We start from the raw sequence: 22,972 nt of genomic DNA, 5'->3' as shown, positions 1-22,972 counted from the left end.
GGGCGCGGCCGTTGACGGGTGAGGCCGCGCCCGCCGAAGCGAGAACAGAGCGATGTCGCAGCACGGTGGTCAGCCCTGCGCGAGGTTCGCCTCACAGGTGGTGCACCGTCGCACGGCCCGCCGCCTCGGATTGCCCGCGGTGGCGGTCGCCGGAGAAGCACTGCTCAACCGCTCCCAGAGCCCGGGCGGAGGATTCGGGATCCACCCCCAGCGCGGCGGCTGTACGTCGTCCTCGGTCATGTGGTCGCACCATCCCGGCCTGTGCGCGCACTGGGCCGGGGAGATCAGGATTGTGTCCTCCGGGTGAGTACGCCACTCCGTCCTCACGAACGTACTCACCGAACGCGGGGTCGCCGACGCCAACGCGGACGAGCCCGGCGGACATTCGCATCCGAGCCCGATGACGATCTTGCTGCCGCACTCGTCGCAGCGCTCTACTTTCACTGGCCTCGTACCACCCTCACGCAGTGCCGGAGTCGACCCGGTAGACGATCTTCCCGTCGAACTCGGCGAACCCAAGTGACTTGTAGAAGGCCCGTGCACTCGGGTTGTCGCTGTCGGTCATCCACTCCACGCGGCTGCACCCGGGACGCGCCGCGGCGATGGCACGAAGTTCGTCCATGAGGCGGGCACCGATGCCCTGCCGTCGGAGTGTGCCACGGACGTACAGCTCCTTGAGGAACAGGGAGTGCGAGGAGCCAGCGGCCGGCCAGAGGAACGAGTAGGCGGCGAGTCCGATGATGTCCCCGGTCTCATCCTCGACGAGCAGCGCGGAGGCCAGCGGCGGCGAGCCGAACAGCGCCTCTTCGACCTGGCTGCGGCGTTCCTCCAGTGGCTGGATACCGGTGTCGGTCGCGCCGTAGAACCGCTCGATCTCCTCGATCAGCTCGGCCACGGCCGGGACGTCCCGCTTCTCCGCAGGGCGGATCGTCACGCTCATCGGCGCCTCCTGTCGTTCCTCGGGTAGCTCGGTCGCTGCTGCACTCGCTCGTTCCAACGCGTGATCCCCTCCTGGTGGTACGGCACACGCGTCTACGGCGACGAGGCGGCCTGCGCGTAGGGGTCCCAGCCGTGCTGCCGCAAGGAGCCCTGGACGTTTCGGATGAGGTACTCCAGGTCCGCGCAGTAGACAGACGGGTTCCGGTAGCCCTGGGCTTCGCTGAAGCGGTGTGGGAGGTAGCCACCGCCGCACACGTCCACAAGTGGGCAGGCGCGGCACTGCTCGGCGAGCGCTTCCTTGCCGTGTTGCCGGTGCAGCAGCTTTGGATGGGACAGAGCTTCGTCGAAGGAGTGGCGGAGGACGTCGAGTCCGAGCCAGGTGGCACCCTCCTCGACCGACCGCAGGGTGTCCACGGCCTCGATGGAGCCGTCGGACTCGATCACGACGCTTGTCGGCGGGGCCAGGCCGAGCGTCTCCACCGAGCCGCGCACGCCGGAGCTGAGGGCCACGATGTCCTCCAGCATCCGGACGCTGTGCCGGTACTCGGGCCGGTCGAGCCAGGCGTCGTACACCCTGCTCATCCACAGCCCGTACTCGGGCACGCTCGGGTCGGAGCGGTGCGGCGGGTCGTCGTGGGTCGCGTGCGGCAGGCCGAAGTCGATCACCGGCGGTTCGAACGCCGCCAGGTAGTCGTGGACCTCCACGGGGTCGTTGGCCAGGTCCACGACGGCGAGCAGCCCCGCGAACAGGTGTGGCCGCGACCGCAGGAGTTCGATGCCGCGCACGGCGGAGGCGGCGCTCGACCGCCCGACGTGCGTCAGCCGGTGCCGGTCATTGGCATGCGGCGGCCCGTCGAGGCTGACGCCGACCGCAACCTCGTACCGTTCGAAGAGGTCCAGCCACGCATCGGACAGAAGAGTCCCATTGGTCTGGAGCTCGAAAAGGACCCGGGTCCCGGCCGGCACGCTGTCCCGGACGGCCTGCAACAGACCGGCCATGTGCCCGACGCCGACGAGAAGCGGCTCCCCGCCATGCAGGACGACGTGGATGGCTCGAAGGCGGTGGGCGGAGGCGTGCTCACCTATCCGCCGGGCCGCAGCCCGCACCACAGCGAGGTCCATTCGGGCGGGCAGGCGCCGCGCCGCCTGGTCCTTGGAGTTGAAGACGAAGCAGTAGTCGCAGTCGATATTGCAGCGGTTGGCGACCTTGAGGATGAACGTCCGGAAAGGAACGGGGCCTTCGGGTTCTGTCATCGAGCGGACGTGCTCACAGCGGCCAGGGCCAGATGAGCGAGGCCGCATGGGCACCGTCGCCGACCCGGGCCGTCGCGCCCTCCTCTGCCTCCAGCCGTTGCCGGACGCGGGCGGCCACGCGGTCCAGGACGGCGGTGCCGGCCGCCGTCGGCTCCGTGGACGCCGGGCCGGCGGGCGTGATGGTGCGTGGCTCGGTGGCGGACGTGGGTGACGGCATCCAACGCTCCTCGTGAGGTACGTGCCGGAGGTGGCACGGTGCGACGGGGTTGAAGCGACAGATCAGCCGGAAACGTAGCATCCTCAACCACCCACCTGGCACGGGAAATTCGGCCACGTGGTCGGCATCAGCCGGACCGCTACACCAGCAACCGTTCGATGTCGTCCACGGACGCGCTCACTCCCAACCGCCGGTACACGGTCACGGCGGCTCGCAGCGAGTCCACGCCGTGACCAGGCCCGTCAACCGTCCAGTCGCAGCGGCCGATGCCCTCCAGCGCCCGCGCCTCCTCTAGCGGGCAGCGGATGTCCCGCGCGAGCGTGAGCGCCTGACCAAAGTGCCCACGGGCGGCCGTCGGCTCATCGGAGGTGAACAGCAGCATCCCCCAGTGGTTGAGTACCTCTGCCTCGCCGCACCGGTCGCCCAGGCCCCGCAGGATCTCCAAACCGCGTTGGAACGCCTCGATCGCGCCGTCGCGCTCACCGACGATGCCGCGCGCCACGCCCAGCTCGCTCAGCGAGGCGGCCTCACCCCCGCGGCTGCCGAGTTCGCGGTAGGCGCCCAGGGCCTCCTCCAGAAGCCGGATCGCCTCTGTCGCATCCCCGGTCACACGCTCCACGAGGCCAAGGTGACGGATGCTGTTCGCGCGGCCGAACCGTTCACCGAGCTCGGTGAAGTGCATCAGGGCCTGGCTGTGTGCCGTCCGCGCTGCCTCGATGTCTCCGGTCAGCCGTCGGACGACGCCCAACTCGTTCAGCGCGTAAGCCTGGTGCACACGGTCGTCCAGCTCCAGGTAGATGTCGAACGCTTCCTGGTGATGCCGCGCGGCCAGGTCGTACGTGCCCATGAGGCAGTGCACGACACCCAGGTCCCGCAGGGAGTTCGCCTCCCCGTACCGGTCACCGAGTTCTCGGTAGATCGCCAGGGCCTCGCTCTGCGCCTCCACCGCAGCGTCGAACCGGCTCATCTGCCGGTGTGTCATGCCGAGATCCGCGAGCGCGTTCGCCTGCCCGAGCCGGTACCCCAGCTCACGGTAGAGGGCGAGGGCCTCGGTCTGGGCCCGGGCCGCGTCCTCGTTGTCCGCGGTCAGGTACCAGACGATGCCGAGCTGGTTCAGTGCCTCCGCCTTGCCGCGCCGGTCGTCGACCGCTTCGTACGCCGTCACGGCGTCGTTGAGGGCCTCGATCGCCTGTGGGTAGGCGGCCATGAAGCGGCGTACGACACCCAGCTCGGCGAGTGCATCGCCCAGCGCCCGATGGTCACCGGTATGGCGAGCGGCCTCGGCGGCGGTCCGATGGAGCCCGACGGCCTGGTCCCAGGGGCCGGCCTGGCGCAGGAAGGGCGCCATGGCCGCGGCGAGCCGGACCACGAGGTCGTACAGGGCGAGGCCGTTCGCCCGCCGGACGCAGGCCAGGATGTTGGCCCGCTCGGTCTCCAGCCAGCTCAGGGCATCCGCCCGCGACTCCAGGACCGGCGTCTCCACCCGCGAGGTGTCGTCCGGCGCCGGTGGCACCGCGGCTCCGCTGCGCACGGTGTGCCCGTTCGCGACGGCGAGAGCGGCCAGGTAGTAGGTGCACACGCGCTGGACGGCCTGTACATGGTCCATGCTGTCTCCCTCGGCGGCGAGACCGCGAGCGTAGTCGCGCAAGAGATCGTGCAGCCGGTAGCGACTCCCCGGTTGCTCGTCGATCAGGTGGTCGTCGTAGAGCGCCTCAAGGTGCCGACGGGCCACCACAACGGAGACCTCAGCAAGAGCCGCACCGACGTGCGGGTCCAGATCGGTCCCGGGGAAGAACCCGAGCTGTCGGAAGAAGTGCTGCCGCTCCGGCGCGAGATCCCGATAGGACAGATCGAACGTCGGGGTGACGGCACGTTCCCCCGCGCGCAGCTCTCCCAGCCGGTCCCGCGCCGCCACCAGCCGCCCGCGCAGGTCCTCGGCGCTCCAGGACGGATGGTGCCGCAGCCGTGCCGCGAGAAGCGACACCCCCAGCGGCAGACACCCGCACAGCCGCACCAACTCGTCCACCACATCCCGGCCGAGAGCGTCGGCCGGTCGCCCACTGAGCCGTACGAAGAGGTCGACCGCGTGATCCGGCGGCAGTGCGTCCACCGACATGACCACCTCCTCGTTCGCCACCAGCCGCTTGCGACTGGTCACCAACACCAGACACCCGCTCCCACCGGGGAGCAGCGGCTCCAGCTGCCGGTAGCTGGCCGCGTTGTCGAGAATCAGCAGCGCCTTCTTGTCCGCGAGTCTGCTCCGCCACATGGCGGCCCGAGCCTCGGTGACCGCTCCGACGTCGTCACCTACGGGAATCTGCTGCGTCGGCACGCCGGCGGCCGCGAGAAGCGAGGCGAGCGCCTCGCCGGCCTGCACCGGAGTACGCCCCGGCGTGTGCCCGTTGAGGTTCACGAAGAGCTGTCCGTCGGGGAACCGCTCGGAGAGCAGGTGGCCTGCGTGCACGGCGAAGGTCGTCTTCCCGACACCGGGCATGCCGTCGATCACGTGAACGGGCAGCCCCTCGCCACGCTCCTGTGAGGCCCGCACCGAGCCCACCAGCCGCTCCAGCTCCGCGGCACGGTCGGTGAACGCGGCGGTGTCGCGCGGCAACGAACGCAGCACCTGGGCGGCCCCTGGCCCTGCTCCATCCTCCGGTCGGCCCGGAGGGGTGGGAGGCCGCGTCTCGGAGAGCCCGGCGAGCAGGGCCGTCAGCCCCGCCATCGCAACGCCCAACACGACGAACGAGAACCAGGCGTGCTCCTGCAACCACCCCAGCCCGCCGGGCCACCGCGACTCATCGGACACGGCGTTCGTGACGAGCCCGACCAGCATGGTGGTCACAGCGCCGCCTCCGGCGACGACGGCGATCGCGATCCCGCGCCGGAGTCTCATACGGAGGCCCCAGAAGCCAGGGGAGCGGCCGATTCCACCCTGGTGCCGCTGACGAGACACCACGCACTGCCAACCGACCTGGTCACGAAGGCAACTCCCGAGTAGAACGCCCCAACTTCCCTAACGGAACAATCCTCGTAGACCTTGGTCAAGGGCGCGTCTGAGCCACGGGGTGCACCAGCTGCCGCAGGGCGCGGTGGGCGCTTCCCTATCGGCCCCAGCCACGAACTGGTCAATCGGTTCGGGGCCTACTCGGCATCGCAGGTCGTGGCCTCGGATCCAGCCGGTTCGGTAGACCTCGTGCCAGCACTCTCGCTCTTCTTGCCCGCCTCGATGGGGGCGTAGCGCCGCCGTTGCAGCTCGTCGCGTTCAACGTCCGGGATCGTCATCGACTCGGCGAGCACGGCGGCGAGCGCGCCCACTTGAGTGTTGTCGATGTCAGCGTGGAAGAGCCACCGGATGTTCTCGTCGCGCGTGATGAGGTCGATCGCCAAGCGCGCGCTTCTGTCCTGTGTGGTCGTTGCTCGGACGTATCGCACCTGGTCGATCGGGATGTCTTGACGGATCTCGGCTTGCTCAAGGAATGCGTTCGTCTTGGCCGTGATGATGCGGCGATCCGTGACGGCGACCAGTGTCTTTGCCGCAGCCTTGTCCCTCGCTGCCGCCCACTTATCCTTCGCTCCGCCGACGATCGCAGAAATTGGACCGAGGGCATCGAGTTGGTCGGGGAAGCCGAGGACACGTAGAGCCTCACCGTCCTCGAGGAGCCATCGCAGGATGCGAAGGTACGGCTTGAGATCCAGCGATTCGGGTGCGCAGACGACGCCCGGAGCCTCGAGCGGAGGGGCCGGCGGGTGGAGAGCGTCGGCAAGAGGCTCGATCGCCTTCAGAAGACGGGCGGAGGTTTCGCGGGCTGCCTTCACGTCCTTCCGCTTCCCCGGCAGCGGCCATGTGTCGGGTCCGGGGAGTTCGGCGGTGATCCGCAGCTCCCGCGTCAGCGCGTCGACGAGGCTCGTCGCTTCGGCGAGAGCGGAGTCGAACTCCGCGCGGGTGTCGCGCGCGATGACCTCGGCGTACTGCGCCTCGGCGGCGTCTTCGCGTCCAGCGGCTCTCGCCCTCGCGGCGCGCAGCGCGTGATACCCGGTCCATGCCTTGAGGGAGGACAGGAGGGCGTAGGCGTCGAAGGCGATCGCCTCGGCGTTCGTCTGCAGATGCTCACGGTGGCTGCGTGCGTCGGCCCGACCGATCCGCCTGACGTGGTCTCGGACGTTCCCCTGGTAGAGCTCAAGCTGCTTCTGCAGCAGCGCTCCAATGCCCGCGACGTCCTCCCACAAGGACGTCGGGACCGATTCGATCTCTCGCGCCTGGTCGACCGCGCGATCGATGGCGGCGACGAGCCCCGTCAGTTCGGCCCACTGATCCTTGCGGATGGCGGTGAGGACCTGACTTGTCACCGCGAGGTTGGTCCTGACGAGGCCCGAGACCTCACTCAGCATCATCTGAAGGGCGACCATGGCCAGCGCCGGCCCGACCGAGGCCGCGGTCTGCGCCTTGCTCACCGCAGTCACGGGGTAGAAGCGGGCCGCATGCAGGATGCGGCCAGGAACCATCACTGTTCCCAGTTTCGCGCCGTCCTTGACGGCGAGCGTCGCGCCGCTGTTCAGCAGGGCCTGTGCCGTGTCGCCGATCCTGTAAAGCCCCTGCACGCCGGCGAACGCGCTTCCGAGATTGCCGGCCACGGTCGCCGCGTTCCCGATCGAGGCGAGGATCGCTGAGATCTGCTTGCGGTCGGCAGCCGGCACGATCCCGAAGTCGATCAGATCGGGCTTCAGCTCCGGCGGGACCTCACCGGCGACGACAGCCACCCCTGGGAGCACCTCCACCAGGACCGTCGACGCCGTCGTCGAGTCGATGTCCGAGTCGGACGTCGGATCATCCACAACTGGTGAGTTGGCGGTATTGCTCCGGCCGTTCTCCTCAGGCTCGGCGATCTCCATCGAGTCCGAAGGGTCCTGCATGCGATCTCCTCCCCCGCGGGCACGCGCAACGGCCGGACCTCGTCAGCGTTGGCTGCCGAAGTCTACGGCTCGACGCCTGCGGTCCAGTCCGAATCCACCCGAATCCATCGGCGCTGATTCCGCACTGGCTGGTGCCAGGCATGGGTGCACCCGGCGTCGGCTGCGCGGGCAGCTGCCCGCGCGTGATCAGGACCGCCGGAGTGTGCGTCGGCCGGATGCCGGCCACACGCACGCTCTCGGGGCCGTCCTCCACCGTCGCACGAGCCAGCGCGAGGACTTCCGCACCGGACTTGCCGAGGGCCACGGCCTGTCCGTCGCTGAGTTCGTCTACTCCGTCGTCACCAGTGGGTACTGCCGGCCGTGCCGTGCCCGCTCACGGCGTCCCGCCACCGCGCTTGTAGCCCTCCCACAACCGGCCGCCGACCTGCTCCAGTACCTCGTCCACCACACCGACGAGGGAATCACCCGACCCTCCAGCACCTCGCAAAGGGCATGATGCAGACGCATGCCGAGCCCCGGCGCTGTGGATTCCAGACGCCGTGCCAGCCACTTCCCGCCCCCACTCCAAGACCCGCCTATGGCCAGCGCCAACTCCCCGGTTCGCCCGACCAGTTCGGTGGCGATGAACAGCCGCTCACTCTGGTCGGCACTCCCCGAGAGATCGTCGAGGAGGTCGGTGATCGCGTAGCGGCGGTCATCGATCTCTTCAGCTGACACAGGCGGCGGTCCTGCCGCAGCCAGCCTCTGGGCTTCGTCGTTGAGGCGCGCTCCGACTCCGTCGGTGTCGAAGAGCAGCAGCCCGTCGGCGCACATCCACAGGAGGGGTGACCGGCGCTTGCGTATTTCCCGTTCGACGTACGCGGACCAGGTCTCCTCGGTGTGCACGAACAGCTCCACCGGCCAGTCATCGTGCCGGAAGCTTGCCCGGTACGGGGCTGGGGCTCCACGCAGGAGCACCACGATGTCGAGGTCCGACGTCGCCGTGCGGCGGCCCGTCACGACGCTGCCTCCCAGGAACGCCGCGCGAGCGTCAGGGTGGTGTTCCTCTACAACGGCACGCGCAGCGTCAACAGCATCCATTCAGCAACTATCAGCGCCCTGTGGGCAGGCGCGCACTAGGTTTTGCTCTCCCACCAGCGATGGCACCCGCAGGACCCGATGCTGTCGCCTGCGCTGGTGGCGGCCTCTGGGTGCAAGCCAGACTCGCCCAGAACGGCGCCCAAGCCCGTCGGGAGCCACCTGACCGCAGCGTCTCGACGCGCTTCTCGACTTCCTCAGCGACGCGCGGATCCGTGCCGGCGTTCTGGGAGAGCCAGGTGACCATCAGCAGTTCGCGGACGCTCCGGAGCACGGTGTACCCGGACCACTGCCGGACGTCGAAGCCGTAGCCCTCAGCGAAGTCGGTGTACTCGGCATCTGCGTGCCAGCCGAAGCTGGCGTAGTACATGGATGTCTGTGTGAGGTGTGGGCGGAGCCCGTGCCCGGCGCGTCGTATCTGTGGTGTGCCAGCTTCAGCGCCAGCGTCCCCCATGGCCTGGTCGCCGCGTTCGTGTCCTCTCGTTTCCCCGGCCCGGTGCCTCGCCACCGCAGGCAGCCTGTCCCGTGATCACGCAGGTGCCGAAGCGATGGATGACATTCTCGCCGAAGGTCAGTAAGGGGAGCTGCGGAGGCCGACGAAGAGGGCGACGGGTGGCCTGATCAAATTCGTTTGGCCCCCTGTTTGGCCCCCGAACATGACAGAGGCCCACCCGCGATCACGCGAATGGGCCTCTGACCAGCGTCGGGGTGGCGGGATTTGAACCCACGACCTCTTCGTCCCGAACGAAGCGCGCTGCCAAGCTGCGCTACACCCCGATGTCGCTGCTGTCGCGGCGACGTCGTTTACTTTAGCCCACTGGTGGCTGGAGACGAAATCCGGTTTTCGTGCGGTGGCGGACGGGGTTCGGGCGGGCGTGGTCGAGGGCGACCAGGAGGACGGCCAGGGCGTAGATGGAGAGGCCGAGGAGGAGGGCGTTGCCCAGGACGCTCTTGTAGCCGTGCTGGTCGACGTCGAGGAACGGGTAGAGGTAGCGGCCCGGCGTGTCGGGGAGCAGGTACGCGCCCCGGGCGAAGGAGAAGGCCAGGTAGGCCAGGGGGTAGAGGAGCCAGGTGGTGGCCTGGCGGAGGTGGAGGCGGCCGGAGGGGGTAAGGAGTAGCCAGTCCAGTACGGCCGCTATCGGGACCGCCGTGTGCAGGGTGTGGTCGGCGATCGACTGCAGCAGCGTGGGGTGTGCGTCGCCGGTCAGCGTCGTCGTCATCACGAACGGGCTCGACGCGTTCGCGAGGAGCAGGTGGTGGACGAGGGCCGCGATCAGCACGTAGAGGAGTGCCGCGCCCGTCACGGCCGGCGGCAGGGGGCGGCGGGCCGTCCAGGCTCGGCGGGCCGAGATCGTGAGGACTACGGCCAGCAGGATGCTGCTCTGGATCGTGAAATGGCTCATCACCCGGAGCGGGCTGCCGAGGAGCAGGAAGATCGTTGCGCCGGCCGCCGCCGTCAGTGCGGTCATGAGGCGGAAGACGGCGGTCGCGGGGCGGCGTACGGGGGGTACCACCGCCGTGGCGGGAACCGGGGAGGGCGGCAGCCCGGGCACGCCCGGGATCGCGGGGAGGTCCGGGATGTCCCTGGGTATCGGGGCGGTCATGCCCTCACGCTAAGCAGATCGGGCAAATGGGGCATTGTGGGTGGGCTGTGTGGGTTACGTCGGTCGGTGCCTTGCCGGTGCCTTGCCGGGTGCCCTGCCAACCAGCGCCGCCCCGCCCCGCCGCCCCGGCTCTACCCCCTACCCCCGCCCTACGCCCTACCCCCGCCCCACCAACGTCATCAACGTAACCTCCGGCGGACAAGCAAACCGCACCGGCGTAAACCGGTTCGCCCCGCACCCCGCCGACACGTGCAGGTAGGACGTGTGGCCCTCGGAGGTGTGCGTCGACAGGCCCTTCACCCGGTCCGTGTCCAGGTCGCAGTTGGTGACCAGGGCGCCGTAGAAGGGGACGCAGAGCTGGCCGCCGTGGGTGTGGCCGGCCAGGATCAGGGGGTAGCCGTCGGCCGTGAAGGCGTCCAGGCTGCGCAGGTACGGGGCGTGCACCACGCCCATCGAGAAGTCCGCCGACGACGACGGACCGCCCGCCACCGTCGCGTAGCGGTCCCGCTTGATGTGCGGGTCGTCCACGCCCGTCATCTCCACCGTGACGCCGTCGATCTTCAGCATCCCCCGCGTGTTCGTGAGGTTCAGCCAGCCCGCCGCGTCGAAACCGTCCCGCAGGTCCTCCCACGGGTTGTGGACGACGCCGACCGCGGGCGCGTTGCCGTTCAAGCCGTGGCGGCCCTGGGCCTTCTCGATCAGATAGCGGGCGGGGTTGCGCAGCTTGGGGCCGTAGTAGTCGTTGGAGCCGAAGACGTACGCACCCGGGAACTCCATCAGGGGCCCCAGCGCGTCCAGCACCTCCGGTACGCCCTCCGGATCGGAGAGGTTGTCGCCGGTGTTGATCACGAAGTCCGGGCGCAGGCCGGCCAGCGAGCGCAGCCAGCGCTGCTTCTTGCGCTGGCCGCTGACCATGTGGATGTCGGAGACGTGCAGCACGCGCAGCGGGCGCATGCCCGCGGGCAGGACGGGGACGGTCACCCGTCGCAGACGGAAGGAACGGGCCTCGAACCCGGCCGAGTAGACGAGACCGGCGGCCGCGACCGCCGTGATGCCGAGGGGTACTCCGTATCGCGCGCGCATACGCCCCATCGTGTCAGACGCTGTAGCGCCCCCGCGCCCGACCGCCCCTTAAATCAACGGGCGTCCAGCCGTGCACACCTGCGACAATCGACCCCATGACCACGCTCAAGTCGAAGCTGCAGGAAGACCTCAACGCCGCGATCAAGGAGCGTGACGAGCTCCGCTCCTCGACGCTCCGGCTGACGCTCGCCGCGATCACCAAGGAGGAGGTCGCGGGTACGGAGAAGCGCGAGCTCTCCGACGAGGAGGTCACGAAGGTGATCACCCGCGAGGCGAAGAAGCGGCGTGAGGCCGCGGACGCCTTCGCGCAGGGTGGTCGCGCCGAGTCGGCCGAGCGGGAGAAGGCGGAGGGCGAGGTGCTCGCCGCGTACCTGCCCAAGCAGCTGTCCGACGAGGAGCTGAACCGGATCGTGGCTCAGGCGGTGGAGGAGGCGAAGGCCGCCAGCGCGGAGGGGCCGCGGGCCATGGGCGCGGTCATGAAGATCGTGAACCCGAAGGTGGCCGGCCTGGCGGAGGGCGGCCGCGTCGCCGCCGCGGTGAAGAAGCTCCTCGCGGGCTGAGGCGGCAGTCGCGGGCCACCGCGCCAAGCAAGCGGCCGTACGCCGACGGGGCGCCCCTCTTCAAGAAGGGCCCCATCACGTCGCCAAGGGCGCCCCTCTTAAAGAGGCGCCCCTCTTAAAGAAGGGGTGCCCACCACGCCGCCAAGGGTGCCCTCTCCACAAACGGCGCCCAGCCTCCAGTACGCCAAATGGGGGCGCCCCTCCTCAAGAAGGGCGCCCCCATCGTCGTACCACCGCCTGGGTCAACCCATCACGGCCAGTTCCCCCCGTTGCCGTTGCCGTTCCCGTTGTTCCCGCCGTTGCCGCCGCCCTGGATCCAGCCCTCGGGAATCGAGAACGTGGGGTCCGGGAACCTCCCCCCGTCCGTGCCCCCGTTGGTCAGCCCTTCGATCAGGCCGCCCCGGTCGTCGCCGTTGCCGTTGTCGTTGTTGCCGCCGTCACCGCGGTCACCGCGGTCGCGGTCGCCGCCGTCCGGGATGTCGACGATGTTGAAGGAGGCAGGCTCCTTGCCCGCGAGGGCGCCGGTCATGGCGTCGCGCCAGATCGGGCCGGGCACGCGGCCGCCGTAGACCTTGTCGTGATAGACGCCGCCGATGGAGATGCCCTCCATCTCGACCTGCTGGGTCGCGCTGCCGACCCAGACCGCGCCGGCCAGGTTGGGCGTGTAGCCCACGAACCAGGCGTTCCTGCGCTCGTCCGTCGTACCCGTCTTACCGGCGCTGTCGCGGTCGGTCAGGCCCGCCTCCTGGCCCGTGCCGGAGTCGACCACACCGCGCAGCAGGGTGTTGATGGTGTCGGCGGTCCGCTCGGACATGGCCCGTGAGCAGGTCGACTTCGGCACCGGAAGCGACTTCTGCTCGTTGCCGATCTTCTGCGTGATCGACTCGATGGCGATCGGCGTGCAGTACATACCGCGCGCGGCGAAGGCGGCGTACGCGGTCGCCATGGTCAGCGGGGAGATGCCCTTGGCGCCGAGGGCGATGGAGGGCATCTCGGGCAGCTTGTCGCCGTTGCCCTGCACCACGTGCAGGTTGTCGGTCATCTTCACGACCGGGCAGAGGCCGATGTCGGAGATCATCTGCACGTAGTAGGTGTTGACCGACTTGGCCGTCGCCTCCTCCAGCCGGTACGGGCCGACCTCGGACTCGTCCTCGTTCTCGACGGTCTCCTTCTTCGGGCCGACGTTCACCCACGGCTTGCCGGAGCACGTCTGGACCGGGCTCGGGTACTCCATCCGGTACGGCGACGAGTACTCCTGTGTGGGCGGCCGCCCCTCCTCCAGCGCGGCCGCCGCGACGAACGGCTTGAACGTCGAACCGGTCGGGAAGCCGTAGTTCGAGCCGCCCATGGAGGAGTCGACCGAGTAGTTGTACTCGGTCTCGTTCTTGTTGTAGCCGTACGGCTTCGACTGGCCCATGCCGAGGATCTTGCCGGTGCCGGGCTCGACCAGGGTGGTGGCCGCGGCGACCTGGTCGTCCTTGTTGACGTGGTCCTTGAGCGAGGCCTGGACCGACTCCTGGGCCTGCGGGTCGAGGGTGGTCCGGACGGTCAGACCGCCCTGGTTCCAGAGCTTCGCCCGCTCCTCCTTGGTCTTGCCGAAGACCGGGTCGTTGAGGAAGACCTTCTCGACGTACTTGCAGAAGAAACTGGCGCCCTTGACGGCGGTGATGCAGCCGTTCTGCGGCCGGCTGACCTTCAGCCGAAGCGGCTCCCGCATGGCCTCGTCGGCGTCCGCCTGGGAGATGTCGCCGACTTCGGCCATGCGCTGCAGGACGACGTTGCGCCGCTTGGTGGCCTCGGCCTCGTCGTTGACCGGGTCGTACCGGCTGGGCGACTGGACGATGCCCGCGAGGAGCGCCGCCTCCGGGAGGCTGAGGTCCTTGGCCGACTTGGAGAAGTAGCGCTGGGAGGCGGCCTCGACGCCGTACGCCTGCTGGCCGAAGAAGGTGATGTTCAGATAGTTCTCGAGGATCTTCTTCTTGCCGAGCTCCTCCTCGACCTGGATCGCGAACTTCAGTTCGCGGATCTTGCGGCCGAGGGTCTGCTGGGTGGCCTGCGCGACCTTCGTCGGGTCGTCGCCGGCCTCCTCCACGAAGACGTTCTTCACATACTGCTGGGTGAGCGTGGACGCGCCCTCGGCGACGCCGCCGCTCTGCGCGTTGCGGTTCAGGGCGCGCAGGACGCCCTTGAGGTCGACCGCGCCGTGCTGGTAGAAGCGCGAGTCCTCGATCGCGACGATCGCCTTCTGCATGTACGGCGAGATGTCCTTGAGCTCGACCACCGTGCGGTCGCGTGAGTAGACCGTCGCGATGTGGTCGCCGCGGGAGTCGAGGATGGTGGTCCGCTGGCTGAGCGGCGGGGTCTTCATGTTGGCGGGGAGCTCGTCGAAGCTCTCCACCGAGCCCTTCGCCGCGAGGCCCAGCGCGCCGACGGCGGGCAGCGCGATGCCGGCCATGACGGCTCCCGCGAGCACACTGACACCGAGGAACTTGGCGGCCTGCTGCGTTGCCGACAGACCACCGCCCGAGCGCTTCTTTGGCATGAGGGCAGCCTACGTTCTCATTCGCCGGACACGCGTATATGCCTTGGCCTAAGCTGCTCTCAACTGTCACAGCAGTAGGACTACGTATCAATACGTCCGGCGACCCCGAATCGTTCCGGATCCTCTCGGCCCTTTTTGCCGAGGCGTGTTGGGTGCGTGCCCGAATCCGCCTTGTGTGTCACCGGGCGTCCGTTGTGACGCAACAGAACCATCCCGAAATGCCGGGATTGCCGCGCATGTCGCGGGCTCACTCCCCCGGGTGATCTGCCGCTTGCGCATAGTCCGTTCGGGCCATTCAAGATTGGGCCCGCTGGGGGTGTTGCACTGTGCCCACCTTCCGTAACGTCCTCAACTGGCGGCGGTGAATATGCCGCTGCCGCCGTGGGGGAGCCTCGATTCGGGAGAGGACGGCGCCGGTATGGGCTGGGTAACCGACTGGAGTGCGCAGGCGGCCTGCCGCACTACCGATCCGGATGAACTGTTCGTTCAGGGAGCAGCGCAGAACAGGGCCAAGGCGGTGTGCACCGGATGTCCGGTACGCACGGAATGTCTGGCCGACGCGCTGGACAACCGCGTCGAGTTCGGCGTGTGGGGAGGAATGACCGAGCGCGAGCGCCGCGCACTGCTGCGCAGGCGCCCGACCGTCACCTCCTGGCGTCGGCTGCTGGAGACCGCGCGGACGGAGTACGAGCGGGGGGCCGGCCTGGTGCCCCTCGACGACGAGGTGTACGAGAACTACGCGGCGGTGAGCTGAGGACCGCGGGCGTCCCGGGCGCCCCCTCAGGGGCCCCGCGTCGTCAGGCTTCCTCAGGGGCCCGTGTCGTCAGCTTCCTCAGGGGCCCCGCGTCTTCAGGCTTCCTCAGGGGCCCGTCTTCAGGCTTCGTCGACGGACAGCTCCGGCCGGTGGGCCGCGAGCCGGTCCCCGATGTCCCGCAGCCCCGCGAGGTCGTGCACATCGCCGGGCAGCGCGGCCACTTCGACCACCGCCACTTCGGGGTGCAGCGCGGTGAAGCGGTCACGCGTGCGCTGCTCGCGGGAGAGCAGTTGCATACGGTCCGCGTGCAGCCTCAGCAGGCCCGCGGTGAGCTGGTCGACGGTGCGGTCTGAGCCGTTCCCGTCCGTGGCGATGGGGGAGTCCTCGCTATTGAGCGGTGCTTCGGGAGCCGGTGACTCGGGGGCCGACGCCTCGGAAGCGGGTGCATCTGAACTGCCGTACGTGTCGGGAGAGTTACGAAGTCCAGCTTTCCCGCCCCCCTGATCCACAATGCGGGGCTCCTCAAGATTTTCCGCGGCGGCGAGCGCCCGCTCGGCCGACAGGCGGTCGGCGCCGCTGCCGTGCACGCGGTTGAGCACCAGCCCGGCCAGCGGCATGTCCTCGGCGGCCAGCCGCTCCACGAAGTACGCGGCCTCGCGCAGCGCGTCCCGCTCCGGGGCCGCCACCACCAGGAACGCCGTCCCGGGCGCCTGGAGCAGCTTGTACGTGGCGTCCGCGCGCGTGCGGAAGCCGCCGAAGGTCGTGTCCATCGCCGCCACGAACGTCTGGACGTCCTTCAGCAGCTGACCGCCGAGCAGCTTGCCGAGCGTGCCGGTCATCATCGACATCCCGACGTTCAGGAACTTCATCCCCGCCCGGCCGCCCAGCTTCGCCGGGGCCGTCAGCAGCCGGATCAGCCGCCCGTCCAGGAACGACCCCAGCCGCTTGGGCGCGTCCAGGAAGTCCAGCGCGGAGCGCGAGGGCGGCGTGTCGACGACGATCAGGTCCCACTCGTCGCGGGCCCGCAGCTGGCCCAGCTTCTCCATCGCCATGTACTCCTGCGTGCCCGCGAAGCCCGCCGAGAGCGACTGGTAGAAGGGGTTCGACAGGATCGCGGCCGCCCGCTGCGGATCCGCGTGCGCCTCGACGATCTCGTCGAAGGTGCGCTTCATGTCGAGCATCATCGCGTGCAGTTCGCCGTCGCCCTCGACGCCCTTCACCCGGCGCGGGGTGTTGTCCAGCGAGTCGATGCCCATGGACTGCGCCAGCCGGCGCGCCGGGTCGATGGTGAGCACGACGACCTTGCGGCCGCGCTCGGCGGCCCTGAGGCCCAGCGCCGCCGCCGTGGTGGTCTTGCCGACCCCGCCCGAGCCGCAGCACACCACGATGCGGGTCTTCGGGTCGTCGAGCAGCGGATCGACGTCGAGCACGCGCGCGGGGGAGAGGTGGTGGTGCGTCGATGTGGGGTCCGGGCTCATGAGACGTCCTGCTTCCGCAGCTCGGTGGCCAGTTCGTACAGGCCCGCCAGATCCATGCCCTCGGCGAGCAGCGGCAGTTCGTGCAGCGGCAGGCCCAGCTCGGCGAGGACAGACCGCTGTTCGTGCTCCAGCAGATACCGCTCGGCGTACTCCTCGGCCTGCGCCAGCAGCGGGTCCACCAGCTTCTCGGCGTTCTGCCCGCGGCGCGCCCCGCCGAGTCCGGCGGCCGACAGCGACCGGGCGAGATCGGTGCGCGGCACGGTCCGTACGAGGTCCAGGTCGGCCGCGTCCAGCACCTCCGGCCGCACCATGTTCACGATCACCCGCCCGACCGGCAGACCCGCCGCCCGCAGCTCGGCGATGCCGTCGGCGGTCTCCTGGACGGGCATCTCCTCCAGGAGGGCCACCAGGTGGACGGCCGTCTCCCGGGACTTCAGCACCCGCATCACGGCCTGTGCCTGATTGTGTATCGGGCCGATCTTCGCCAGCCCGGCGACCTCGTCGTTGACGTTCAGAAAGCGCGTGATCCGGCCCGTGGGCGGCGCGTCCATGATGACGTAGTCGTACACGAACCGCCCGGTCCGGTCCTTGCGCCGGACCGCCTCGCACGCCTTGCCGGTCAGGAGTACGTCCCGCAGGCCGGGCGCGATGGTGGTGGCGAAGTCGATCGCGCCGAGCTTCTTCAGGGCCCGTCCGGCGCTCCCCAGCTTGTAGAACATCTGGAGGTAGTCCAAGAGGGCCAGTTCGGGATCGATGGCGAGGGCGAACACCTCGCCGCCGCCCGGGGCGACCGCGATCTTCCGTTCCTCATAGGGCAGCGCCTCCGTTTCGAAGAGTTGTGCGATGCCCTGTCGGCCCTCGACCTCGACGAGAAGCGTCCGCTTCCCCTCCGTGGCCAGAGCCAACGCGAGTGCCGCGGCGACCGTCGTCTTGCCGGTCCCGCCCTTGCCGCTGACGACCTGGAGCCTGCTCACGTCTTCGAGCGTAACCAGTTCGCGCGAAAACCAATCGGCGGCCTGTGGATAACATCCTGTGGATAACGCCCTGTGGACAACTCTCACTCCCGCCGCCCGCGATGACCGCCCCCGCCAGCGGATACAGTCGGCCCCATGACCAAGTGGGAATACGCAACCGTGCCGCTGCTCGTCCACGCCACGAAGCAGATTCTGGACACCTGGGGCGAGGACGGCTGGGAGCTCGTCCAGGTCGTGCCCGGGCCGAACAACCCCGAGCAGCTGGTGGCCTACCTGAAGCGGGAGAAGCAGGCGTGAGCGCGGTCGAAGCGAAGCTCGCGGAGCTGGGCCTGACGCTGCCGGAGGTCGTCCCGCCGCTGGCCGCCTACCAGCCGGCCGTGCAGAGCGGACCCTACGTCTACACCGCAGGCCAGCTCCCGATGGTGGAGGGCAAGCTTCCGGTCACCGGCAAGGTCGGCGGGGAGGTCACCCCGGAGGAGGCCAAGGACCTGGCCCGCATCTGCGCCCTGAACGCGCTGGCGGCCGTCAAGTCCGTCGCCGGCGACCTGGACCGCATCGCGCGCGTGGTGAAGGTCGTCGGCTTCGTCGCCTCCGCCGCGGACTTCACCGGCCAGCCCGGCGTCGTCAACGGCGCGAGCGAGCTCCTGGGAGAGGTCCTCGGCGACAGGGGCGTGCACGCGCGCAGCGCGGTGGGCGTGGCGGTGCTGCCGCTGGACGCGCCGGTGGAGGTCGAGGTCCAGGTGGAGCTCGCCCCGTAGCAACCGGGCGGGTCACTGCCTCCGGCAACCGAGATGATCAACGCCCCTCGAACATCCGCTCACCACGGGATAGCCTCGCGCCCATGGCGAACGGTCAGTGGTACCCCCCGGAGTGGCCGGACCGGATCCGCGCGCTGGCGGCGGGCTCGCTCACGCCGGTGACCCCCAAGCGGGCGGCCACGGTCATGCTGCTCAAGGACACCGGCACCGGCCCCGTCGTCCACATGCTGCGCCGCCGCGCCTCCATGGCCTTCGCGGCGGGCGCCTACGCGTACCCGGGCGGCGGCGTCGACCCGCGCGACGACGACCGTCACGTCGGCTGGGCGGGCCCCACGCGCGCGTGGTGGGCGAAACGGCTCGGCGTCGACGAGACGGCCGCCCAGGCGATCGTCTGCGCGGCCGTACGGGAGACGTACGAGGAGGCGGGCGTCCTCCTGGCCGGGCCCACCCCCGACTCGGTCGTCGGCGACACGACCGGGCCGGACTGGGAGACGGACCGCGCCGCCCTGGTCGCGCGCGACCTCTCCTTCGCGGAGTTCCTGGACCGCCGGGGCCTGGTGCTGCGCTCCGACCTGCTGGGCGCCTGGACGCGCTGGATCACCCCGGAGTTCGAGGCCCGCCGCTACGACACCTGGTTCTTCGTCGCCGCGCTCCCCGAGGGCCAGCGCACCCGCAACGCCTCCACGGAGGCGGACCGCACGGTGTGGATCCGGCCGGCCGAGGCGGCGGCGTCGTACGACAAGGGCGAGCTGCTGATGATGCCGCCCACGATCGCGACGCTGCGGCAGCTGACGGCGTACGAGACGGCCGCGGAGGCGCTCGCGGCGGCCCCGGGCCGCGACCTGGCTCCCGTCCTGGCACAGGCCCGTCTGGAGGGCGAGGAGATCGTGCTCTCCTGGCCGGGCCACGACGAGTTCACCAAGCACATCCCGACCGGTGGAGCCCCCGCATGACGGACGCAAGCGCCCTGCCCGGCCAGCCCCGGGGCGGGGTCCTCACCGGACCCGCCACCCCGCGCGCGGTCAACGTCCTCGCGCCCAACCCCTCCGCGATGACCCTGGACGGCACCAACACCTGGATCCTGTCCGAGCCCGACTCCTCGGTGGCCGTCGTGGTGGACCCGGGGCCGCTGGACGAGGGACACCTCCGCAACGTCGTCGGCACCGCCGAACGGTCCGGCAAGCGCGTCGCCCTGACCCTGCTGACCCACGGTCACCCGGACCACGCGGCCGGTGCCGCCCGCTTCGCCGAGCTGACCGGCACCAAGGTGCGGGCGCTGGACCCGGCGCTGCGGCTGGGCGACGAAGGGCTGGCGGCCGGGCACGCGGTCCGGGTCGGCGGCCTGGAGCTGCGGGTCGTACCGACGCCCGGCCACACCGCGGACTCGCTCAGCTTCCATCTCCCGGCCGACCGGGCGGTGCTGACGGGCGACACCGTCCTGGGACGCGGTACGACGGTCGTGGCGCACCCCGACGGCCGGCTGGGCGACTATCTGGACTCCCTGCGGCGCCTGAGGTCCCTCACGGTCGACGACGGCGTCCACACGGTCCTCCCGGGTCACGGGCCCGTCCTGGACGACGCCCAGGGCGCCGTGGAGTACTACCTCGCCCACCGCGCCCACCGCCTCGCCCAGATCGAGACGGCCGTCGAGGACGGCTACCGGACGCCGTCCCAGATCGTCGCCCATGTGTACGCCGACGTGGACCGCTCGCTGTGGCCGGCGGCGGAGCTGTCGGTGCGGGCCCAGCTGGACTACCTGGAGGAGCACGGGCTCATCTAGGGCCTGTGCTGTGGAGCAGGCCGCGGCGTCGGCCCTTTGAGGCTCGACTGACGCTCGACGACGTGCAGTCCCCGTTCAGTCGGGCCTCGGTGCCTTGACGCCGTGCACGCGCGCGTACTCCTCCGCGAGCCAGGGGCCGAGGTCGTCGACGTACGCCCCGAGGACGGCACGGTCGCCGGTGGGCTCGTACCCCAGGACGGCCGCCGTGCGCATCTGCTCCGCGCGCGTGGGGTAGTACGCGCCGAAGATCCCGGCCATCTCCGCGAGGTCGCTGGTCCAGCCGCCCCAGCGGGGCATCACGAGCGTGAATCCCGTACGGACGAGATGCCGGGACATGAACCGGACGAGCGGCCGCCGGGCCGCGTCCGTGTCCTCGACGCCCGCGATGCGGTCCCGCCAGCGCGGCAGCAGCAGGGCGAGGTCGCCGTTGGTCTCGCGCGCGAGGAGGCTGTCGGGGCGGTAGCGGGGCAGCAGTTCGGCGAGGTCCGCGCCGAGCAGCGGCGTACACAGACAGGCGACGAACCACCCCTGGTCGTACGTCTCCAGCTCACTCAGCAGCCGTGCCCGGCCGTACAGCAGCGTCCCGACCCCGTCGATCTCGGGGAAGTCCTTGTCCAGCGCCTCGCCCAGGGCACGGGCGGCGGCCCGGTCCGCGTCACCGGGCTCCTCCCGGAGCGCGACCAGCAGATCCAGGTCGCTGCGTCCCACGCGCGCGGTGCCGCGCGGAATCGACCCGTAGAGGTACGCGCTGTGCAGCCGCGCGCCGAACACGTCCGGCAGCCGGTCGCGGGCTGCGGCCACGACGGGACGGAAGGGGGCCTGTACGCGCGCGGGAGAGCCTTCGCGCGCGAGGTAGCCCTCCGGGTCGAGGCCCTTGGGCGGCGGTTTCACCGCGGTGCCGGTCTCTTGGCCCCCGGCCGCCGTTACCGCGAGCGCTTCGCCAGGCGCTCCACGTCCAGCAGGATCACCGCGCGTGCCTCCAGCCGCAGCCACCCGCGCTGGGCGAAGTCGGCCAGCGCCTTGTTGACCGTCTCGCGGGACGCGCCGACCAGCTGGGCCAGCTCCTCCTGCGTGAGGTCGTGGACGACGTGGATGCCCTCCTCGGACTGCACGCCGAACCGGCGGGACAGGTCCAGCAGGGCCCGCGCGACACGGCCGGGGACGTCCGAGAAGACGAGGTCGGACATCGCGTCGTTGGTCTTGCGCAGCCGCCGGGCGACGGCACGCAGCAGCGCGGAGGCGACCTCGGGGCGGGCGTTCAGCCAGGGCTGGAGGTCGCCGTGGCCGAGGCCGAGCAGCTTGACCTCGGTCAGCGCGGTGGCGGTCGCCGTACGCGGACCCGGGTCGAAGAGCGACAGCTCACCGATGAGCTCGCCGGGGCCGACCACGGCCAGCATGTTCTCGCGGCCGTCCGGTGAGGTGCGGTGCAGCTTCACCTTGCCCTCGGTGACCACGTAGAGCCGGTCGCCCGGGTCGCCCTCGTGGAACAGGGAGTCACCCCGCGCGAGGGTCACCTCACTCATGGAGGCGCGCAGCTCCGCGGCCTGCTCGTCGTCGAGCGCCGCGAAGAGCGGATTGCGCCGCAGAACGTCGTCCACGAGTTCTCTCCTTGTCGACCTGCTCAGGGGATCTTGTCCCCGGTGTACCAAGGCACCCTGGTGCCCATTTTGCCGGACGGCCCAAACAGTGTGATCTGTCACAAGGATGCCGCACAGCTGTGCCGTGGTAAGCGGCAGGGGTCCAATTGGGCGCTGATCCTCGGGGTCCCGGGCGGATGTCAGTACCGGGGCTTAGGCTGGCCGGGTGTCCAAATCGCCGGTGAGAGCACGGGCCTAGGGGGCTGCGCGGGTGGTTGTACGTCGAGATTCCGCTGTGGGCGAACAGGATTCCGGTGGCGGAGAGAAAGCAGCAAAAGCGACAAAACGGACGGCTGTGAAGAAGGCTGCCGCCAAGACCGCTGCTGCGAAAAAGGCCGCCCCGGCCAGCAAGGCTGCCGCCAAGAAAGCCGCCCCTGCGAAGTCGGCGGCGGCCAAGAAGGCACCCGCCAGGAAGGCTCCTGCAAAGAAGGCTCCTGCAAAGAAGGCCGCCACCGCCAAAAGCGCAGGCCCCGTCAAAAAGGCCACCGTCGCCCGCGCGAAGCCCACCGTCGCCCCCAAGAAGGCCTTCGCCCCCGTGAAGAAGGCCGCGCCCGCGAAGACCGTCACCCCGAAGCCGCCGAGCGACGAGTCCCGTACCGCCCTGGTCCGCCGGGCCCGCCGGATCAACCGCGAACTCGCCGAGGTCTATCCGTACGCCCACCCGGAACTGGACTTCGAGAGCCCCTTCCAGCTCCTGGTCGCCACGGTCCTGTCCGCCCAGACCACCGACCTGCGCGTCAACCAGACCACCCCGGCCCTCTTCGCGAAGTACCCCACCCCCGAGGACCTGGCCGCCGCCAACCCCGAGGAGGTCGAGGAGATCCTCCGGCCGTGCGGCTTCTTCCGGGCCAAGACCAAGTCGGTGATAGGGCTGTCCAAGGCCCTCACGGAGGACTTCGGCGGCGAGGTCCCCGGTCGGCTCGAAGACCTCGTCAAGCTGCCCGGCGTAGGCCGCAAGACCGCCTTCGTCGTGCTCGGCAACGCCTTCGGCCGCCCCGGCATCACCGTCGACACGCACTTCCAGCGGCTGGTGCGGCGCTGGCGGTGGACCGACGAGACCGACCCCGACAAGATCGAGGCCGCCGTCGGCGCGCTCTTCCCCAAGAGCGACTGGACGGACCTCTCGCACCATGTGATCTGGCACGGCCGCCGCATCTGCCACGCCCGCAAGCCCGCCTGCGGCGCCTGCCCCATCGCCCCGCTCTGCCCGGCCTACGGCGAGGGCGAGACGGACGCGGAGAAGGCGAGGAAGCTGCTCAAGTACGAGAAGGGCGGCTTCCCGGGCCAGCGTCTGAAACCCCCGCAGGCGTATCTGGACGCGGGCGGCAAGCCGGCCCCGCCGCTGGGGGCCGGATGAGGGGACCAGCGACGCGTCCGCCCCGCCAGGAACGATCTCGGTGCCGT

Annotated in this window: 19 protein-coding genes, 1 tRNA gene and 2 pseudogenes; 8 read left to right on the top strand and 14 right to left on the bottom strand. The window is 70.1% G+C overall.

Annotated features, from left to right (window positions below; translation table 11 throughout):
- Positions 1-460 precede the first annotated feature (460 nt).
- The 6 genes and pseudogenes from haaN to HJD23_RS17930 all read right to left on the bottom strand — a co-directional run bounded on the left by haaN (position 461) and on the right by HJD23_RS17930 (position 8,401).
- On the bottom strand, positions 461-940 hold the full coding sequence (gene haaN, locus HJD23_RS17955) for a cyclophane-containing RiPP N-acetyltransferase HaaN (protein WP_171109631.1): 480 nt from the start codon (positions 938-940) through the stop codon (positions 461-463).
- A 92-nt stretch (positions 941-1,032) separates the two neighbouring features.
- Positions 1,033-2,193, bottom strand: coding sequence for an FxsB family cyclophane-forming radical SAM/SPASM peptide maturase (locus HJD23_RS17950; RefSeq protein WP_171109632.1), 1,161 nt, complete (start codon positions 2,191-2,193; stop codon positions 1,033-1,035).
- 13 nt (positions 2,194-2,206) lie between these two features.
- Entirely contained in the window at positions 2,207-2,410 is a 204-nt protein-coding gene (gene haaA, locus HJD23_RS17945) for a HaaA family cyclophane-containing RiPP peptide (protein ID WP_171107094.1), read from the bottom strand.
- A gap of 139 nt (positions 2,411-2,549) precedes the next feature.
- On the bottom strand, positions 2,550-5,303 hold the full coding sequence (gene haaT / locus HJD23_RS17940; protein ID WP_171109633.1) for a cyclophane-containing RiPP biosynthesis TPR protein HaaT: 2,754 nt from the start codon (positions 5,301-5,303) through the stop codon (positions 2,550-2,552).
- Between the two features lie 248 nt (positions 5,304-5,551).
- Positions 5,552-7,321: a hypothetical protein gene (locus HJD23_RS17935; protein WP_171109634.1), complete on the bottom strand. Its 1,770-nt coding sequence runs from the start codon at positions 7,319-7,321 to the stop codon at positions 5,552-5,554.
- Positions 7,322-7,694: 373 nt separating this feature from the next.
- A pseudogene (locus HJD23_RS17930) lies at positions 7,695-8,401 on the bottom strand (nucleotidyltransferase domain-containing protein).
- Between the two features lie 379 nt (positions 8,402-8,780).
- Here HJD23_RS17930 and HJD23_RS43845 point away from each other — a divergent pair.
- Positions 8,781-8,927 (top strand): annotated as a pseudogene (locus HJD23_RS43845) (DUF317 domain-containing protein); the annotation flags it as partial.
- Positions 8,928-9,101: 174 nt separating this feature from the next.
- On the opposite strand, the gene HJD23_RS17925 reads toward HJD23_RS43845, so the two are convergent.
- The 3 genes from HJD23_RS17925 to HJD23_RS17915 form a co-directional block, all read right to left on the bottom strand.
- Positions 9,102-9,175 (bottom strand) — tRNA-Pro (locus HJD23_RS17925).
- 32 nt (positions 9,176-9,207) lie between these two features.
- The gene (locus tag HJD23_RS17920; protein ID WP_171109635.1) at positions 9,208-10,002 is read right to left on the bottom strand and encodes a Pr6Pr family membrane protein; all 795 of its coding nucleotides are present in this window, start codon (positions 10,000-10,002) and stop codon (positions 9,208-9,210) included.
- A 156-nt stretch (positions 10,003-10,158) separates the two neighbouring features.
- Positions 10,159-11,085: a metallophosphoesterase gene (locus tag HJD23_RS17915; RefSeq protein ID WP_171109636.1), complete on the bottom strand. Its 927-nt coding sequence runs from the start codon at positions 11,083-11,085 to the stop codon at positions 10,159-10,161.
- A 95-nt stretch (positions 11,086-11,180) separates the two neighbouring features.
- On the opposite strand from HJD23_RS17915, the gene HJD23_RS17910 reads away from it, so the two are divergent.
- Entirely contained in the window at positions 11,181-11,645 is a 465-nt protein-coding gene (locus tag HJD23_RS17910) for a GatB/YqeY domain-containing protein (protein ID WP_171109637.1), read from the top strand.
- A gap of 250 nt (positions 11,646-11,895) precedes the next feature.
- Here the strand turns inward: HJD23_RS17910 and HJD23_RS17905 are convergent, their stop codons facing one another.
- On the bottom strand, positions 11,896-14,187 hold the full coding sequence (locus HJD23_RS17905) for a transglycosylase domain-containing protein (RefSeq protein WP_171109638.1): 2,292 nt from the start codon (positions 14,185-14,187) through the stop codon (positions 11,896-11,898).
- Positions 14,188-14,605: 418 nt separating this feature from the next.
- On the opposite strand from HJD23_RS17905, the gene wblA reads away from it, so the two are divergent.
- Positions 14,606-14,941 carry a transcriptional regulator WblA gene (wblA, locus tag HJD23_RS17900; RefSeq protein ID WP_171109639.1) on the top strand — a complete coding sequence of 112 codons (336 nt, stop codon included), beginning with the start codon at positions 14,606-14,608 and terminating at the stop codon, positions 14,939-14,941.
- Positions 14,942-15,060: 119 nt separating this feature from the next.
- Here the strand turns inward: wblA and HJD23_RS17895 are convergent, their stop codons facing one another.
- Together HJD23_RS17895 and HJD23_RS17890 are read right to left on the bottom strand one after the other, a co-directional pair.
- Positions 15,061-16,419, bottom strand: a complete 1,359-nt coding sequence (locus HJD23_RS17895; protein ID WP_171109640.1) for an ArsA family ATPase — start codon at positions 16,417-16,419, stop codon at positions 15,061-15,063.
- The gene (locus tag HJD23_RS17890) at positions 16,416-17,393 is read right to left on the bottom strand and encodes an ArsA-related P-loop ATPase (RefSeq protein ID WP_171109641.1); all 978 of its coding nucleotides are present in this window, start codon (positions 17,391-17,393) and stop codon (positions 16,416-16,418) included. Before HJD23_RS17890 ends, HJD23_RS17895 begins: the two co-directional genes overlap by 4 nt.
- 135 nt (positions 17,394-17,528) lie before the next feature.
- Here HJD23_RS17890 and HJD23_RS17885 point away from each other — a divergent pair, with 135 nt between their 5' ends.
- The 4 genes from HJD23_RS17885 (at position 17,529) to HJD23_RS17870 (ending at position 19,931) form a co-directional block, all read left to right on the top strand.
- Positions 17,529-17,690, top strand: a complete 162-nt coding sequence (locus HJD23_RS17885; protein ID WP_003975360.1) for a DUF4177 domain-containing protein — start codon at positions 17,529-17,531, stop codon at positions 17,688-17,690.
- Complete coding sequence (locus HJD23_RS17880; RefSeq protein WP_171109642.1) at positions 17,687-18,151, top strand: RidA family protein; 465 nt, start codon at positions 17,687-17,689, stop codon at positions 18,149-18,151. Before HJD23_RS17885 ends, HJD23_RS17880 begins: the two co-directional genes overlap by 4 nt.
- An 83-nt stretch (positions 18,152-18,234) precedes the next feature.
- A complete protein-coding gene (locus HJD23_RS17875; RefSeq protein WP_171109643.1) occupies positions 18,235-19,104 on the top strand; it encodes an NUDIX hydrolase in 870 nt (289 codons plus the stop codon).
- On the top strand, positions 19,101-19,931 hold the full coding sequence (locus HJD23_RS17870; RefSeq protein ID WP_171109644.1) for an MBL fold metallo-hydrolase: 831 nt from the start codon (positions 19,101-19,103) through the stop codon (positions 19,929-19,931). The genes HJD23_RS17875 and HJD23_RS17870 overlap by 4 nt, the downstream gene beginning before the upstream one ends.
- A gap of 75 nt (positions 19,932-20,006) precedes the next feature.
- Here the strand turns inward: HJD23_RS17870 and HJD23_RS17865 are convergent, their stop codons facing one another.
- Positions 20,007-20,822 carry a nucleotidyltransferase domain-containing protein gene (locus tag HJD23_RS17865; protein ID WP_171109645.1) on the bottom strand — a complete coding sequence of 272 codons (816 nt, stop codon included), beginning with the start codon at positions 20,820-20,822 and terminating at the stop codon, positions 20,007-20,009.
- Positions 20,823-20,854: 32 nt separating this feature from the next.
- The gene (locus HJD23_RS17860) at positions 20,855-21,529 is read right to left on the bottom strand and encodes a Crp/Fnr family transcriptional regulator (RefSeq protein WP_031115987.1); all 675 of its coding nucleotides are present in this window, start codon (positions 21,527-21,529) and stop codon (positions 20,855-20,857) included.
- Between the two features lie 334 nt (positions 21,530-21,863).
- Here HJD23_RS17860 and nth point away from each other — a divergent pair, with 334 nt between their 5' ends.
- Entirely contained in the window at positions 21,864-22,925 is a 1,062-nt protein-coding gene (gene nth / locus HJD23_RS17855; protein WP_240980733.1) for an endonuclease III, read from the top strand.
- Positions 22,926-22,972 lie beyond the last annotated feature (47 nt).

The sequence above is a fragment of the Streptomyces sp. Z423-1 genome, from assembly GCF_013009255.1.
GTDB lineage: Bacteria > Actinomycetota > Actinomycetes > Streptomycetales > Streptomycetaceae > Streptomyces > Streptomyces gossypiisoli.
Note: the sequence above shows the minus strand (reverse complement) of the source record. Positions and strands in the feature narration are given on the sequence as shown.

Excerpts from the sequence above, each read along its gene's own strand:
- HJD23_RS17950 (WP_171109632.1), bottom strand. The coding sequence starts at position 2,193 with ATGACAGAACCCGAAGGCCCCGTTCCTTTCCGGACGTTCATCCTCAAG.
- HJD23_RS17895 (WP_171109640.1), bottom strand. The coding sequence starts at position 16,419 with ATGAGCCCGGACCCCACATCGACGCACCACCACCTCTCCCCCGCGCGC.
- HJD23_RS17875 (WP_171109643.1), top strand. The coding sequence starts at position 18,235 with ATGGCGAACGGTCAGTGGTACCCCCCGGAGTGGCCGGACCGGATCCGC.
- HJD23_RS17885 (WP_003975360.1), top strand. The coding sequence starts at position 17,529 with ATGACCAAGTGGGAATACGCAACCGTGCCGCTGCTCGTCCACGCCACG.
- HJD23_RS17915 (WP_171109636.1), bottom strand. The coding sequence starts at position 11,085 with ATGCGCGCGCGATACGGAGTACCCCTCGGCATCACGGCGGTCGCGGCC.
- HJD23_RS17905 (WP_171109638.1), bottom strand. The coding sequence starts at position 14,187 with ATGCCAAAGAAGCGCTCGGGCGGTGGTCTGTCGGCAACGCAGCAGGCC.
- haaN (WP_171109631.1), bottom strand. The coding sequence starts at position 940 with ATGAGCGTGACGATCCGCCCTGCGGAGAAGCGGGACGTCCCGGCCGTG.
- haaA (WP_171107094.1), bottom strand. The coding sequence starts at position 2,410 with ATGCCGTCACCCACGTCCGCCACCGAGCCACGCACCATCACGCCCGCC.
- wblA (WP_171109639.1), top strand. The coding sequence starts at position 14,606 with ATGGGCTGGGTAACCGACTGGAGTGCGCAGGCGGCCTGCCGCACTACC.
- HJD23_RS17935 (WP_171109634.1), bottom strand. The coding sequence starts at position 7,321 with ATGCAGGACCCTTCGGACTCGATGGAGATCGCCGAGCCTGAGGAGAAC.
- haaT (WP_171109633.1), bottom strand. The coding sequence starts at position 5,303 with ATGAGACTCCGGCGCGGGATCGCGATCGCCGTCGTCGCCGGAGGCGGC.
- HJD23_RS17920 (WP_171109635.1), bottom strand. The coding sequence starts at position 10,002 with ATGACCGCCCCGATACCCAGGGACATCCCGGACCTCCCCGCGATCCCG.
- HJD23_RS17870 (WP_171109644.1), top strand. The coding sequence starts at position 19,101 with ATGACGGACGCAAGCGCCCTGCCCGGCCAGCCCCGGGGCGGGGTCCTC.
- HJD23_RS17910 (WP_171109637.1), top strand. The coding sequence starts at position 11,181 with ATGACCACGCTCAAGTCGAAGCTGCAGGAAGACCTCAACGCCGCGATC.